Genomic DNA, 13,647 nt, shown 5'->3' with positions numbered 1-13,647 from the left:
AGTGCGGCGGCCCCTCCCGCGGCCGAGCCTGTAGCCTCGCTCGCGTGCTGGTTCTCTCCCGCCGTGTCGGCGAGTCGATCGTGATCGGCGACAGCTCCGACAAGGTGACGGTCACCGTCCTCGAGGTCCGCGGTGACGTCGTCCGGATAGGCATCGACGCTCCCCGCTCGGTCGCCGTGCACCGGGCGGAGCTGTTGGCGCAGCTCGCCGACGCCAACGCCGACGCCGCCTCCCCGCCCGAGAACGCCGTCGCCTCGCTGACCGAGGCGCTGCGCTCCCGCAAGGGCTAGATGTACTAGGGTCACCCGGGACCTGGTCCCAGATCACCCTCCGCCGCTCATCCCTTCCCCTCGCCCGCCGATAGTCGGGACGAACCTGAAGGGGGATGCGTGGACGACGACGCAGAGATCATCGCCGAGTTCCTCGTGGAGTCCCACGAGAACCTCGACCAGCTCGACCGGGACCTCGTGGAGCTGGAGCAGCAGCCGGACTCGCGCGAGCGCCTGTCCAGCATCTTCCGCACGATCCACACGATCAAGGGCACCAGCGGCTTCCTGGCCTTCAACCGCCTCGAGCAGCTGACCCACGTGGGGGAGACCCTGCTGTCCCGGCTGCGGGACGGCGAGGCGGTGATGACGCCGACCGTCGCCGAGGCGCTGCTGACGATGGTGGACACCACCCGGGCGCTGCTCGAGGTGATCGAGCGCACCGGCAAGGACGTGGACCCGTCGGTCGACGTGGCGCCGGTGGTCGCGGTCATCGAGGGGCTGCTGGCCACCGGGTCCGCCGCCGAGCCGGCACCTGTCGAGCCGGCGCCGGTCGAGCCGCCTGCCGCGGAGCCGACGCCCGTCGAGCCTGCCGAGCCCGCCGCGGCACGCGTCGCGGCCGACGAGGCCCCGGCGGAGCCCGCTGTCGAGGCCCCTGCCGAGCCGAGGGCCAAGCCGCGGGCGAAGCCCAAGCCTCGGTCGAAGGCGGCCCCGAAGTCCGCCCCGAAGACCGAGGAGAAGGTGGTGCCGCCCGTCGAGGCGAAGGCCGCGCCGGCACCCGCCCCCCGGGCGGAGCCGGCCGCCGAGGCGCCGGCCGAGGCGTCGGACGGCGCCGAGCGCCGTACCGTCGTCGACTCGTCCGTCCGCGTGGACGTCGACCTCCTGGACAACCTGGTCGACCTCGTGGGCGAGCTGGTGCTCACCCGCAACCAGATCCTCCAGCGGACCGGCGCTGCCGACGACATCGAGCTCGTGCGCGCCAGCCAGCGGCTCGACCTCGTCGCCAGCGAGCTGCAGGAGTCGGTGATGCAGACCCGCATGCAGCCCATCGGGCAGGTCTGGTCCAAGATGCCGCGGGTCGTCCGCGACCTCGGTCACCAGCTCGGCCGCGAGGTGGAGCTGGTGATGGAGGGACACGACACCGAGCTCGACCGCAGCCTGCTGGAGGCGGTCAAGGACCCGCTGACCCACCTCGTGCGCAACTCGATGGACCACGGGATCGAGCGGCCGGAGGACCGCGTCGGCGCCGGCAAGCCGGCCAAGGGCACGCTGACCCTCCGCGCCTACCACGAGTCCGGACAGGTCGTCGTCGAGATCGCCGACGACGGCAAGGGGATCGACCCGGACAAGATCGGTGCGGTCGCCGTCGAGCGCGGCGTCGTCACCCGCGACCAGCTCGCCCGGATGGACTCCCGCGAGGTGCTCGGCCTGATCTTCCGGCCGGGCTTCTCGACCGCGGCCGCCGTGTCCAACATCTCGGGGCGCGGGGTCGGCATGGACGTCGTGCGCACCAACATCGAGCGCATCGGCGGCAGCGTCGATGTCGCCTCCGAGGTCGGCCGCGGGACGACGACACGCGTGCGGATCCCGCTGACCCTCGCGATCATCCCGGCGCTCGTCGTGGGCGAGGGTGGCGAGCGCTACGCCATCCCCCAGGCCAACCTCGTCGAGCTCGTGCGGATCGAGGGCGAGGACCTCCGGCGGCAGGTCGAGAACCTGGCCGACGGCCCGGTGCTCCGGCTCCGCGGCCGGCTCCTGCCGCTGGTCTCGCTCGCGGAGGCGCTCGGAGGGGCCGCGCCCGAGAGCGAGGCGCTCACCGTGGTCGTGCTCCAGTCCGACGACGTGCGCTTCGGGCTGTGCGTCTCGACCGTGCACGACACCCAGGAGATCGTGGTGAAGCCGATCGGCCGGCAGCTCAAGGGGCTGGCCATGTACGCCGGCGCCACGATCATGGGCGACGGCCGCGTCGCGCTGATCCTCGACGTCGCCGGAGTCGCCGCGAGCCAGCGGATCGACGCCGTGCAGCAGGAGCTCGCCGACTCGCGCGCGGGCTCCCAGGGCGACGCGACCCAGCTCCTGGTGCTGGAGATCGCCGACGGCCGGCGGGCGGCGCTGCCGCTCGACGCCGTCGCCCGGCTCGAGGAGTTCGAGCGGAGCCGGATCGAGCGCAGCGGCCCCACCGAGGTGGTGCAGTACCGCGACGGGATCCTGCCGCTGGTGCGACTGGCCCCGGCGATCGGCCTCCCGGACACCAGCGACCGCGGCACCCAGGTGAGCGTGGTCGTGCACGAGAAGGCCGGCTCCGGCCGCGCCGTGGGCATCGTGATCGACCGGGTCCTCGACGTGGTCGAGGTGGCGATCACCGCGAGCGACGTGGGCGGCCGCGCCGGCGTCACCGGCAGCACCGTGGTCCAAGACCGGGTCACCGACCTGGTGGACCTGGATGTCGTCGTCGCCAGGTCAGGAGTCCCCGCATGAGCACCGTCGCCGAGTCCGAGGTCCAGCTGACCGCGGAGCAGTACTGCACGTTCTGGGTCGCCGACCTCTTCTTCGGGGTCGCCGTCGCCGAGGTGCAGGAGGTGCTGCGGCACCAGCCGATGACGCCGGTTCCGCAGGCGGACGACGCGGTGACCGGCCTGATCAACCTGCGCGGGCAGATCGTCACCGCGGTCGACCTGCGGGTGCGCCTGGGCCTGCCGCCGCGCGCCGAGGGTCAGCTGCCGATGAACGTCATCGTGCGCAGTCGCGGCGAGGTGGTCAGCCTCCTCGTGGACGACATCGGCGACGTCATCGACGCCGCCGGCGTGGAGGTCCAGCCGCCGCCCTCCAACATGCCCCTGCGGGTCAAGGACGTCGTGCGCGGCGTCCGCCCGCTTCCCGAAGCCATCCTGCTCGTGCTCGATGCAGACCGCGCCGTCGACGTCTCGGCGGCGCCCCGAACCGGAGGACCCTCGTGACCGAGACCCTGTCCGCGCCCACCACGGCACCCAACAGCGGGCCCATTCCTGCGCCCGACAGCGAGCCCGCCGCGCCGTCGTACGCCTTCGTCGACGCGCTGCCGCTGACGGCGTTCTTCCTCTCGCCCGACTACGTCGTGCGCCACGTCAACAAGGCGGCGCTCGAGGGCATGGCCCGGCTCGGCGTCGAGGGTGGGGAGAAGCTGGTCGGGGAGTCGTTCGAGCTGCTCTACAGCCACCCCGAGCTCGGCCGTGACCTGGTGCGCGACGCCACCTTCCTGCCGCACAACGCGCACGTCGAGGTGGGTGGCGACGTCCTCGAGTCGACCACCACCGCGGTGTACGACGACCACGGCGCCTATATCGGGGCGCTGGTCGTCGTGGTGAACGTGACCGAGCGGGTGGCCGCGGAGCGGGAGGCGGCTCGGATCACCTCCATGATGGAGAACAGCCCGACGAACATGATGTTCGCGGACCGGGAGTTCGTCATCCGCTACATGAACCCCGCGTCGCTGCAGACGCTGAGCCGGCTCGAGCAGCATCTCCCGGTGCGGGCCGACCAGGTGGTCGGCTCCAGCCTCGACATCTTCCACAAGAACCCCGGCTACCAGCGGGGGATCCTCGCCGACGACAAGAACCTGCCGCGTCGCGCCAACATCAACGTCGGCCCCGAGGTGCTGGACCTGCTGGTCTCGCCGATCCGCGACGCCGACGGCAGCTACGTCGGTGCGATGGCGACCTGGGACATCGTCACCGAGAAGATCCGGATGGCCGAGGAGAAGGAGGCGCGCGACGCCGCCGACCGCGAGGCGGCAGCGCTGGTGGCCACCAAGGTCGACCAGATCCTCGAGGTGGTCTCCGCCGCCGCCCGTGGCGACCTGACCCGCCAGCTCACCGTCGAGGGGGACGACGCGGTCGGCCGCGTCGCCGAGGCCCTGCGCAGCCTCATCGCGACGCTGCGCACGAGCATGGGCGAGATCGGCGGCACGGCCGACACGCTGTCCGCCGCCGCCGACCAGCTCACGTCCCTTGCCCAGGGGATGGGCGAGGGGGCGGCGACGACCTCCGACCGCGCCGCGTCCGCATCCAGCGCGTCGGTGGAGGTCTCCGCCTCGATCCAGACCGTCGCCACCGCGGCCGAGGAGATGACCGCCTCCATCCGCGAGATCGCCAAGAACGCGACCGAGGCGGCGACCGTGGCCACCGAGGCGGTGGGCGTGGCCTCCGAGGCGCAGGGCACCGTCGCGTCCCTCGGCGAGTCCAGCGCCGAGATCGGCCAGGTGATCAAGGTGATCACCTCCATCGCCCAGCAGACCAACCTCCTCGCACTCAACGCCACGATCGAGGCGGCCCGTGCGGGCGACGCCGGCAAGGGCTTCGCGGTGGTGGCCAACGAGGTGAAGGAGCTGGCCAAGGAGACCGCGAAGGCGACGGAGGAGATCGGTCAGCGGATCGAGGCCATCCAGAGCGACACGCACGGCGCGGTCTCGGCCATCAGCCGGATCACCGACGTCATCGCGAAGATCAACGACATCCAGTCCACGATCGCCTCCGCGGTGGAGGAGCAGACCGCGACCACCAACGAGATCGCGCGGTCGGTGACCGAGGCCGCGGCCGGCGCCAACGGCATCGCGGAGGACGTCACGCAGGTCGCTGCCGCCGCGGCCGCCACCAGCGAGGGCGCGCGCGAGACCCTCGGCTCGGCCACCGGCGTCACCGGCGTGGCCGCCGAGCTCAAGGACCTCGTCGGCAGGTTCTCGCTCTGAGGGAACCCGACGCAGGAACGACGAAGGCCCCGCAGTCCTCCCGGCTGCGGGGCCTTCGTCGCGCTGCGTGGCCTTCGTCGTGGGTCGGCGGGTCAGCCCGCGCGCCGGCCGCCTGCGGCGTGCCGGATGGCGAGGCGCTCGGTCTCGGGGTTGCCCGGGACGCGACCGGAGGTGCTGCCGGTGGCGGGCACCGGGATCGGTGCCGATGCGCGCTCGGCGCCCTTGAGGCGGACGGCGAGGAGGGCGGCCTGGGTGCGGTGTTGGAGGCCGAGGCGGGCGAGGAGGCCGGTGACGTGGTTCTTGACGGTCTTCTCGGCGAGGTAGAGCTGTTCGGCGATCTGGCGGTTGGTCATGCCTTCGGCGATGAGGAAGAAGATCTTGCGTTGTTGGGGGGTGAGCTCGGTGATGACGTCGAGGGACTTCTTCTGCATCTCCATCTGCTCCACGACGCGGCTGGCGACGGTGGGGTCGATGAGGGAGTGGCCGCCGGCGACGAGGCGGATGCCGCTGACCAGGGAGTTGCCCTCGATGCGTTTGAGGACGTAGCCCGAGGCGCCGGCGAGGATGGCGGCGGAGATGGCTTCGGGGTCGTCGTAGGTGGTGAGGATGAGGGCCTTGATGGCGGGGTCGGTGGCGCGCATCTCGCGGCAGACGTCGATGCCGCTGCCGTCGGGGAGGTGGTTGTCGAGGACGACGACGTCGGGGCGCAGGGCGAGGATCTCGCGCAGGGCGACCGTGGCGCTGCCGGACTGGCCGACGACCTGGATCGACGGGTCGCCCCCGAGGAGGCTGGCGACGCCACGGCGGACGACCTCGTGGTCGTCGACGAGGTAGACGCGGATCAGGTTCTCATTGGCCACGCGGAGATTCTGGATGTCTTTACAGTGCGTTTGTTGACGATTCACCCAGCAATGGACGGTGGTCAGGTGGGCATGGCCCGAACGGACTAGGGACCGGTGGCCGAACGGTGCTTGGGGCCTCGTGCGACGACGTGCCTCAGCGGGCCTTGAGGTCGGCCATCGCTGCGGAGACGTCCCGCTCGCTGCGCCGAAGCTCGGCGAGGAGGTCGACGATGTCGCGGGTGGTGGGCCGGTCCTCGTCCGCCGCCGGCCGCGGCTCGAGCCACTCGGCGGCCTCGCCCGCGGTGATCCGGGTGCCGAGCTCGAGCCGGTAGCCGGTGTCGTGGAGCTCGAAGTGGATGTCGGCGACGACCGCGGTGAAGTGCTCGTCGGCGACCGGGTCGTGGACCAGCACGTGCTCGCCCGGCTCCAGCCCGCGGCTCAGGCCCTGCTCGACGTGGCTCACGGCGAGCGAGCGGCTGCGCCGGGTGAACGGGCTGAGCCCTGCTTGGATCTGCTCCACGACTGCTCCTTGGGGGGATCTACTGCTTGCACATGTCCGAAGGACGTGCTGCTGTTACAACTCGATCGGGTGGCTCCGGTTACCGGGACGACGTCCCGATTTGGCTCTAGTCATTCTGGACTAGATCGCATGGCTAGTCCGGGTAGCCAAGCGGTATGGATCTGGAGTAGCGTGGGTACAGACGCGTCAGACGCTTGACCCCGTGGCCCAGCCAACCGCCACGTCGCTCTCGAACTCGGGAGTTGTGTTGTCCGTGTCCCTTGCAACTGCAGTACCACCATCCACACCGTCCGTCTCGACCGCAGGCCCTGTTGGCTCTCACCCGGTCCTCTCCTCTGAGGACCGGAAGGCCACGACCGCCGAGCTGCTGGCTCGTGCGCAGGAGGTCTCCGGCCCCGAGCGCGACGCCCTGCTGGAGCAGGTGATCGTCGTCAACATTCCGGTCGCCCGCTCCCTGGCTGCGCGGTATCGCAACCGCGGCCAGTCGCTGGAGGAGCTCGAGCAGGTCGCCTGCCTCGCACTGACCCGTTCGGTGCAGGCGTTCAACCCCGAACGGGGCGACGACCTGCTCGTCTTCGCCGTGCCGAGCATCCTCGGCGAGCTGAAGCGTCACTTCCGTGACGCCAGCTGGTCCGTCCGTCCGCCCCGCCGCGTGCAGGAGCTGCGCCCGCGGCTGGCCGAGGCTGACGAGGAGCTGACCCAGGAGCTCGGCCGCGCGCCGAGCCCCGACGAGCTCGCCGCGCATCTCGGTTGCCCCAAGAGCGAGATCGAGGAGGCCATGGCCTGTGGCGACCTCGCCCGCTCCTCGTCCCTCGACGAGCCCGTCGCCGAGTCGGGCGGCACGCTCGCCGAGCTGCTCCCCGACACCGAGTCCGGCTTCGACCACAGCGAGGCTGTGGCGATCCTGGGCCCGGCGTGCCGCCGCCTCAAGCGGCGGGACCGCTGGATCCTCCGGATGCGGTTCTACGACCAGATGACCCAGCAGGAGATCGCCGACGAGCTCGGCGTGACCCAGGTGCAGGTCTCGCGCCTGCTCCAGCGGATCCTCACCGATCTGCGCAGGTCCATCGGCGCCGAGCAGCACAAGCCCGTCAAGGCGGCCTGACAGAGACGGGCTCCGGCTGCGGCCGGAGCCACCCGTGACCGTGGCGGGCCGGCCCGACCCGGCGGACGGCCCGCCACCACGGTCACGACGACGGTCCACCGATATCGGTCCCCTCGATACGCTCAGAGGGACCAAGTCGGTGGACCGTTGTCGTGTGCCCGACCGCTTCGCAGTCGGCGCAGTCGACCGGGCGGCCAGTCGGGTCAGTCGGGTCAGTCGTCCCGCTTCTTCTGCCGCCGCGCGCGATGGCTGGCGTCGCAGAACGGCATCCGCGCGGACCGGCCGCAGCGGCAGACCGCCACCACGGAGCGCGTCGCCTCGGCGACGGAGCCGTCCGCGCCGACCACCTCGTCGGCGCCCCGGACGAGCAGCGGACCTCCCGGGCACTCCTGCACGGTGACCCTGCGCTTGCTCATCCCGCCGCCTTCGTCGGCCGCCGGTCGGCGCTCGGCCTGCCCGCCCGGCGCTCCTCCCAGCGACGCAGCATCGTCTCGGCGGCGAGGCCGTCGACGGCGAGGCAGGCCATCGCCCCGAACAGCACGTCGTCGGCGAGCTCGGGCTCCTCGGCGACCAGGCTGCCGCAGATGTTGCGGATCGCCAGCTGCTCGTGGACGGCGTCCGCCTCCACGTGCTCGTCGTAGTAGTCCTGCACCGCCTCGGGCAGCCTCAGCCGCCGCGCCCCGCGCAGGATCCGGTCGCACGGCAGCGAGCTGGTCGCCTCGAACGCGGCCAGGTGGCCCATCGCCGCGCCCCGCAACCGGCGGTTCAGCGCGAACAGGCTCATCACGTTCACCGAGGCGAGGGTGGCGCCCTCCGCCTCCGGGATGTACGACGCCAGGTTGGTCGGCATGTCGAGCGACTCGAGCGCCCGGGCGAAGAGCGCCTGGTGCAGCCGGTCGGGGCGGCCGCCGCCGTACTCGTCGTACTGCAGCTCGGCGAGGGCCACCTTCGCCGCCCCGCCGAGGCGGGGAAGCACGAAGCTCTGCGGGTCCGACTCGCGCAGGTGGTAGACGGCCCGCTCGGCGAGGTACTCGCAGTACTCGTCGCGGGTGGCCTTGCGCTGGAGGAACCCGGACACGCCGGAGCCGCCGTCGGCGATCGTCATCCGGATCAGGGCCGTGGTCACGCGGTCCGCGGCGTCCTCACCGAGGTGGCCGAGCTCGTCGGCCTCCGTCCGCTCGCCGACGAGCGCGCGGACGGCGTGCTCGAACGTGCGCTCGAGCGCGGCACGGCTCACCAGGAGCAGGGGGTCCCACTCGGCGTCGGGAGCGACGCCCTCGAAGCCGCGGTAGTGCAGCTCGTAGAGGATCCACAGCGCGAGCTGGAAGTCGCGGTCGGTCAGCGGGTCGGTGACCTCGCCCATCGCCCGCGACTGCGGCACGGGGTGGGGGCCGTCGGGCTGGGCCGTGAGTGCCCGGACGACTCCCTCGCTGAGGGGGCCGCAGGGTTCAGGCAGTCGCATCAGGCGGTGCCTCCGCGGAGGTCGCCCAGGATCAGGCGGGCCAGCGCGTCGCGGACCAGCACGTGGAACGGACGCGAGATTGTGTGACGGCCGCGCGGTTCGGAATAATGACCAGCGCGGATGTCCTGACGGTTCATGTGCGACCTCCTCCGGTGGTTGCGGCGGTACCCGAGGTGTCAGCCGGCATACGGGCCGCACGGGCCCGGTGCCGTCCACTCGGCACGCCGACGAAGAGGGGGAACTGGTGACCGAGGCACCGCTCGACCACGACGGCCCGGAGTTCGATCCGTCCCTGCCCCGTCAGACCGGTCGGTTCGTCTACCACGTCGCCGGCCAGTCCTGGGAGTGGGACGACGACGTCTACGTCATCCACGGCTACCGGCCCGGCGAGGTGGAGCCCACCACCGAGCTGGTGATGCGGCACAAGCACGAGCACGACCGTGAGCGGGTGGAGGAGACCCTGCGCGAGGCGGTGGAGGGCGGCGCGCCGTTCAACATCTACTACCGCATCGTGGTGGGTGCCGAGGAGCGGCGGGTGGTCCTCGTCGGCGAGGGCGAGTACGACGCCGGCCGGCTCCCCGAGGGCAAGGTCGACCGCCTCGTGGGCTACTACCTCAACCTGACGCCCGAGATGCAGGCCGAGACCGCTGCGGCCGCCGACGCCGCCGTCGCGGCCTCCGCGGCCGCCCGCGACACGATCGAGCAGGCCAAGGGCATCCTGATGCTGGGCTACGGCCTCGACGCCGACGCGGCGTTCGCGATGCTGAAGTGGTGGTCGCGCAACCGCAACGTGAAGGTGCGCGAGATCGCCGACCGGCTGATCCAGGTGGCCCGTGAGGGACACGTGAGCCACCCGGGGCTGCGCCGCCTGCTGGACGCGCTGCTCGACGACCTCACCGCCGGTCGCACCGAGTAGGCCCTCAGAGGACGGCGCCTCCGATGACCAGCATCGTGAGGAGCACGATCCCGAGAAGCACCAGGAAGCCGATCACGAACGGGAGTCGGCTCGACTTCGGGGTCTCCTCGACGCTCGAGTCGGTGTGCAGTCGGTCGTTCATGTCAGCCCGCCTTCCTCCGGACGTCCCGTCCGGCTCACCCGAGGCGTTACCCGGGTCGCCGGCCGGCATCCGGGTAACGCACCGGGCATGAGCGACGACACCCAGTTCCCCCCGCAGCAGCAGACGCCGCCCGGCCTGACGGGCGAGATGGAACCGCAGCCCGACCACGGCGAGGACAGCTATGTCGGGCACGGCCGGCTCGAGGGCCAGGTGGCCCTCGTCACCGGTGCCGACTCCGGGATCGGGCGCGCGGTGGCGATCGCCTACGCCCGTGAGGGCGCCGACGTCGCCTTCACCTACCTGCCGGAGGAGCAGCCCGACGCCGACGAGACGACCCGCCTCGTCGAGGCGGAGGGCCGCCGGGCGCTACCGCTGGCGCTCGACCTGACGGACCGCCCGGCGTGCGACGAGGCGGTGACCCGCACCGTCGAGGAGCTGGGCGCGCTCGACGTCCTGGTCAACAACGCCGGCTTCCAGATGGCGCGGGACCACGCGGTCGACGACCTCAACGACGACCGCATCGACCGCACGTTCAAGACCAACCTCTACGCGTTGCTGTGGCTGGTGCGCGCCGCCGTGCCGCACCTGCGCCGGCGGCCCGGCTGCATCGTCAACAACACCTCCATCCAGGCGTTCGAGCCCTCCACAACGCTGATCGACTACGCCGCCACGAAGGCCGCGATCAACAACATGACGGTCAACCTGGCGGCGTCCCTCGGGGCGGACGGCATCCGGGTGAACGCCGTCGCGCCCGGTCCGATCTGGACGCCGCTGCAGCCCGCGACCCAGGAGGTGGAGAAGATCGAGAAGTTCGGCCTCGACACCCCGCTGGGCCGGGCCGGTCAGCCGGCCGAGGTGGCGCCGGCCTTCGTGTTCCTGGCCTCGCCCGCCGAGGCGTCGTACGTCTCCGGGACGGTGCTCGGGGTGACGGGGGGCAAGCCGGTCTTCTGACCTCGGTCGGCGGTGCACCCCGCGGCCGGACCGGATGCCCGCCGGTCCGGCGGGTACTGAGCGGGCCATGAGCGTTGTGACGGGGCTCGACGCCCAGACCGAGCACGCCGACTTCGCGGGACTGACCATCGAGTGGGACGACCGGGTGCTGCGCCCGCGTCCGTGGACGGCCGAGCAGGGCCGGTGGGCCGCCGAGCTGGCGGCCACCGCACCGGAGGGACCGATCCTGGAGCTCTGCTCCGGGGCCGGCCACATCGGCATCCTCGCCGCGCGCGATGCCGGCCGTCCGCTGGTGCAGGTCGACCGGAACCCGGTGGCCGTGGCCTACGCGCGCCGCAACGCCGAGGCTGCCGGAGTGGACGCCGAGGTCCGCTGCGGACCGCTGGCCTCCGCGCTCGCCGAGGGCGAGGTCTTCGGGATCGTGATCGCCGACCCGCCGTGGCTGCGCAGCAAGGACGTCGTCCTGTTCCCCGAGGACCCGCACAGCGCGGTCGACGGGGGAGCGGACGGCTGCGAGCTGATCCGCGCCTGCATCGACGTCGGCCTCGGCCACCTCGCCGCCGGCGGGCACCTGCTGGTGCAGATCGGCGACGAGGCGCAGCTGACGCAGGTCAAGGAGCACGTGGCCCGGCACTGGCCGGACCACGCCGTCGTGGCAGTCCGTGACTGCCGACCAGGAGGGATGATCGTGGACATCGGTGACAGCAAGGACAAGGACAGCGACGAGGGCGGCCAGGTCTCCGAGGTGAGCGGTCTCGACGACGCTGGCGGGACGATCACGCCGGGCGACTCCGTGGCGGGTCACCCCACCGACCAGGGCGAGGACAGCGTCGACGAGGGCGCGACCGGGCCCGACGCCCGGACCGGCAACCAGGACACCGACAAGGAGCCGCGGTGACCGACTGCTGCCGCCGCTGGGTCCAGGAGGTCCGGCGTGACCACCGCCGGGGCGGCGCCTGAGCAGGAGCCGTCCGGCTCCGAGGACACGCACGACCGGCCCCCGCAGCAGATCACCCGCAACCTCAACGAGCTGCTGCAGGAGCTGCGGGTCATGCAGACCGGCGTGCAGATCCTCACCGGGTTCCTCCTGACGGTGCCGTTCAGCGCCCGGTTCGACGACCTCGCCGACCACCAGCGCAAGATCTACCTGGCGATCCTGGTCGTCGCCGTGCTGACGACGCTCGTGATCGTCGCTCCCGTCTGCTACCACCGGCTGCTGTTCCGGCAGGGGCGACGGGAGTGGCTGGTCGCCGCGGCGCACACCTGCATGCTGACCGGCCTCGCCGGGCTGGCCGTGGTCTCGGTCTCGGTGATCTACCTCGTCTTCGACATCGTCCTCGGGCCGACCGGGGCATCGATCGCCGCGGCGGCGGTCGCGCTGGCGTTCGCCGGCCTGTGGGGCGCGGTGCCCCTCTCCGAGAGGAGCCGCGATCGGTGAACGACGCCCAGCCAGCGACCGCCGCCGCGGTCCCCGGCCAGCCGGGAACCGTTCGGGTCCCAGGTGCTGGTCATTGCGGACCACGCCGCCCGAGCGACCGTCCCGGATCCGGCCGCAGGAGGGCTCGCTCCGCCGGTTCGGCCCGGAGGCCCGCGCCGGCGGTCCTATCGTCGACGAGTCGGGCCTCCTCCGTGTGAGGCGCCACCTCTCACCACCCAGGTCTGCGATGGAGCTCCTCTCGTGCATGCAGCCGCGTGACCCGCGTCCCGCGGCCCGCTCGGTGTCGGTCCTGGCCGCCGTGGCCGCGGCGGTCACCATCGTCGCCGCACCGCTGCAGCACGGCAGCGACGCGGTCGCCGCCCCCGGGCTGGTCGCCGCGGCGGCGCTCGTCGGCGGAGTGGTCGCGCTCAGCATCGTGTCGCGGCGCTTCACTGCCGAGCACCGGGTGGCCTGGGCCCTGGGGCCGCTGCTGGGTGTGGTCGCGGTGACCGCCATCGACCTGCTCACCGACGACGCGTCGGTCTCCGCGCAGATCTTCTTCCTCTTCCCGGTGCTCTACGGCGCCTCCCAGCTGCGCCCCGCAGGCGCCGCGGTGGTCGCGGCGGCCGCGGTCGCCGGTGAGATCGTCGTCGTCGGCACGCAGCTGCCGCTCCGTCAGGCGGTCGTCGAGGCGGGCTACGTCACCGCGGCGCTGGTGACGACCAGCGTGCTGCTGACCGTCGCCAGCGAGCGGCACGCACGCCTGGTGTCGAGACTGGAGCAGCTGGCCGCCGTGGACCCGCTGACGGGCCTGGCGACGCGCCGCGTGCTCGACGAGGCGGCGAGCTCCGCGTTGATGGGTGCGGGCAGCGAGGCCGGCACCGCACTGCTGCTGATGGACGTCGACCACTTCAAGGCCATCAACGACCGTCACGGGCATCCGGCCGGCGACGAGGTGCTGATCCAGATCGCCCGGCTGCTCCGGGAGCACAGCCGGGAGAGCGACGTGGTGTGCCGGCTGGGTGGCGACGAGATCGCGGTGCTGATGACCGCCTGCGCCGAGGACGTCGCGCTCGCTCGGGCCGAGGAGATCCTCGCCGCGGTCCTGGCCCGGCCGTTCCGGCTCGCCGACGGCGAGCTGCTCGCGGTGTCGGTCAGCATGGGATGCGCGCACCTGCCCACCCACGCGACGGACCTCCGCGCGCTTTACTCCGCCGCCGACGCCGCCCTCTACGAGGCCAAGCAGGCCGGCCGAGGCCGGCTCCGCCGCGCGCCGACCGCATTGGCCCCGTAGTCTTCCGAC

General features: G+C 72.3%; 16 protein-coding genes. 10 read left to right on the top strand and 6 right to left on the bottom strand.

The annotated features are described in order from the left end of the window. Positions 1-44: 44 nt before the first annotated feature. The 4 genes from csrA to ACPOLA_RS00290 all read left to right on the top strand — a co-directional run bounded on the left by csrA (position 45) and on the right by ACPOLA_RS00290 (position 4,989). The gene (gene csrA, locus ACPOLA_RS00305) at positions 45-290 is read left to right on the top strand and encodes a carbon storage regulator CsrA (protein WP_435768351.1); all 246 of its coding nucleotides are present in this window, start codon (positions 45-47) and stop codon (positions 288-290) included. A 99-nt stretch (positions 291-389) separates the two neighbouring features. After that, positions 390-2,744 carry a chemotaxis protein CheA gene (locus tag ACPOLA_RS00300; RefSeq protein WP_435768350.1) on the top strand — a complete coding sequence of 785 codons (2,355 nt, stop codon included), beginning with the start codon at positions 390-392 and terminating at the stop codon, positions 2,742-2,744. Beyond that, positions 2,741-3,223 (top strand): chemotaxis protein CheW, encoded by a 483-nt coding sequence (locus ACPOLA_RS00295; RefSeq protein ID WP_435768349.1) that lies wholly within the window; start codon positions 2,741-2,743, stop codon positions 3,221-3,223. Before ACPOLA_RS00300 ends, ACPOLA_RS00295 begins: the two co-directional genes overlap by 4 nt. Beyond that, complete coding sequence (locus tag ACPOLA_RS00290; RefSeq protein ID WP_435768348.1) at positions 3,220-4,989, top strand: methyl-accepting chemotaxis protein; 1,770 nt, start codon at positions 3,220-3,222, stop codon at positions 4,987-4,989. Before ACPOLA_RS00295 ends, ACPOLA_RS00290 begins: the two co-directional genes overlap by 4 nt. A 92-nt stretch (positions 4,990-5,081) precedes the next feature. On the opposite strand, the gene ACPOLA_RS00285 is transcribed toward ACPOLA_RS00290, so the two are convergent. Both ACPOLA_RS00285 and ACPOLA_RS00280 read right to left on the bottom strand, forming a co-directional pair. After that, positions 5,082-5,849: a response regulator gene (locus tag ACPOLA_RS00285; RefSeq protein WP_435768347.1), complete on the bottom strand. Its 768-nt coding sequence runs from the start codon at positions 5,847-5,849 to the stop codon at positions 5,082-5,084. A gap of 136 nt (positions 5,850-5,985) precedes the next feature. Next, positions 5,986-6,351, bottom strand: a complete 366-nt coding sequence (locus ACPOLA_RS00280) for a hypothetical protein (protein WP_435768346.1) — start codon at positions 6,349-6,351, stop codon at positions 5,986-5,988. A 253-nt stretch (positions 6,352-6,604) separates the two neighbouring features. On the opposite strand from ACPOLA_RS00280, the gene ACPOLA_RS00275 reads away from it, so the two are divergent. Beyond that, entirely contained in the window at positions 6,605-7,456 is an 852-nt protein-coding gene (locus tag ACPOLA_RS00275; RefSeq protein ID WP_435768345.1) for a sigma-70 family RNA polymerase sigma factor, read from the top strand. A gap of 212 nt (positions 7,457-7,668) precedes the next feature. On the opposite strand, the gene ACPOLA_RS00270 is transcribed toward ACPOLA_RS00275, so the two are convergent. Genes ACPOLA_RS00270 through ACPOLA_RS00260 form a run of 3 tightly spaced genes read right to left on the bottom strand, consistent with a single transcriptional unit; the run spans position 7,669 to position 9,055 of the window. Further along, the gene (locus ACPOLA_RS00270; RefSeq protein WP_435768344.1) at positions 7,669-7,872 is read right to left on the bottom strand and encodes a CDGSH iron-sulfur domain-containing protein; all 204 of its coding nucleotides are present in this window, start codon (positions 7,870-7,872) and stop codon (positions 7,669-7,671) included. Then, complete coding sequence (locus tag ACPOLA_RS00265) at positions 7,869-8,918, bottom strand: iron-containing redox enzyme family protein (RefSeq protein WP_435768343.1); 1,050 nt, start codon at positions 8,916-8,918, stop codon at positions 7,869-7,871. The genes ACPOLA_RS00270 and ACPOLA_RS00265 overlap by 4 nt, the downstream gene beginning before the upstream one ends. After that, positions 8,918-9,055, bottom strand: coding sequence for a hypothetical protein (locus tag ACPOLA_RS00260; protein ID WP_435768342.1), 138 nt, complete (start codon positions 9,053-9,055; stop codon positions 8,918-8,920). The genes ACPOLA_RS00265 and ACPOLA_RS00260 overlap by 1 nt, the downstream gene beginning before the upstream one ends. Positions 9,056-9,162: 107 nt before the next feature. Between ACPOLA_RS00260 and ACPOLA_RS00255 the strand changes: the two genes are divergently transcribed. Next, positions 9,163-9,834 (top strand): PAS and ANTAR domain-containing protein, encoded by a 672-nt coding sequence (locus ACPOLA_RS00255; protein ID WP_435768341.1) that lies wholly within the window; start codon positions 9,163-9,165, stop codon positions 9,832-9,834. A gap of 4 nt (positions 9,835-9,838) precedes the next feature. Here the strand turns inward: ACPOLA_RS00255 and ACPOLA_RS00250 are convergent, their stop codons facing one another. After that, positions 9,839-9,976, bottom strand: coding sequence for a hypothetical protein (locus ACPOLA_RS00250; protein ID WP_435768340.1), 138 nt, complete (start codon positions 9,974-9,976; stop codon positions 9,839-9,841). An 87-nt stretch (positions 9,977-10,063) separates the two neighbouring features. Between ACPOLA_RS00250 and ACPOLA_RS00245 the strand changes: the two genes are divergently transcribed. The 4 genes from ACPOLA_RS00245 (at position 10,064) to ACPOLA_RS00230 (ending at position 13,638) form a co-directional block, all read left to right on the top strand. Further along, positions 10,064-10,927, top strand: coding sequence for an SDR family oxidoreductase (locus ACPOLA_RS00245; protein WP_435768339.1), 864 nt, complete (start codon positions 10,064-10,066; stop codon positions 10,925-10,927). Between the two features lie 67 nt (positions 10,928-10,994). Continuing rightward, a complete protein-coding gene (locus ACPOLA_RS00240) occupies positions 10,995-11,825 on the top strand; it encodes a methyltransferase (RefSeq protein WP_435768338.1) in 831 nt (276 codons plus the stop codon). Between the two features lie 36 nt (positions 11,826-11,861). Next, on the top strand, positions 11,862-12,365 hold the full coding sequence (locus ACPOLA_RS00235) for a DUF6328 family protein (RefSeq protein WP_435768337.1): 504 nt from the start codon (positions 11,862-11,864) through the stop codon (positions 12,363-12,365). Positions 12,366-12,591: 226 nt separating this feature from the next. Beyond that, positions 12,592-13,638 carry a GGDEF domain-containing protein gene (locus ACPOLA_RS00230; RefSeq protein ID WP_435768336.1) on the top strand — a complete coding sequence of 349 codons (1,047 nt, stop codon included), beginning with the start codon at positions 12,592-12,594 and terminating at the stop codon, positions 13,636-13,638. Positions 13,639-13,647: the final 9 nt, after the last annotated feature.

It is taken from the genome of Nocardioides proteolyticus (assembly GCF_051280635.3).
Lineage (GTDB): Bacteria > Actinomycetota > Actinomycetes > Propionibacteriales > Nocardioidaceae > Nocardioides.
This window is presented reverse-complemented; position numbering and strand designations above follow the sequence as displayed.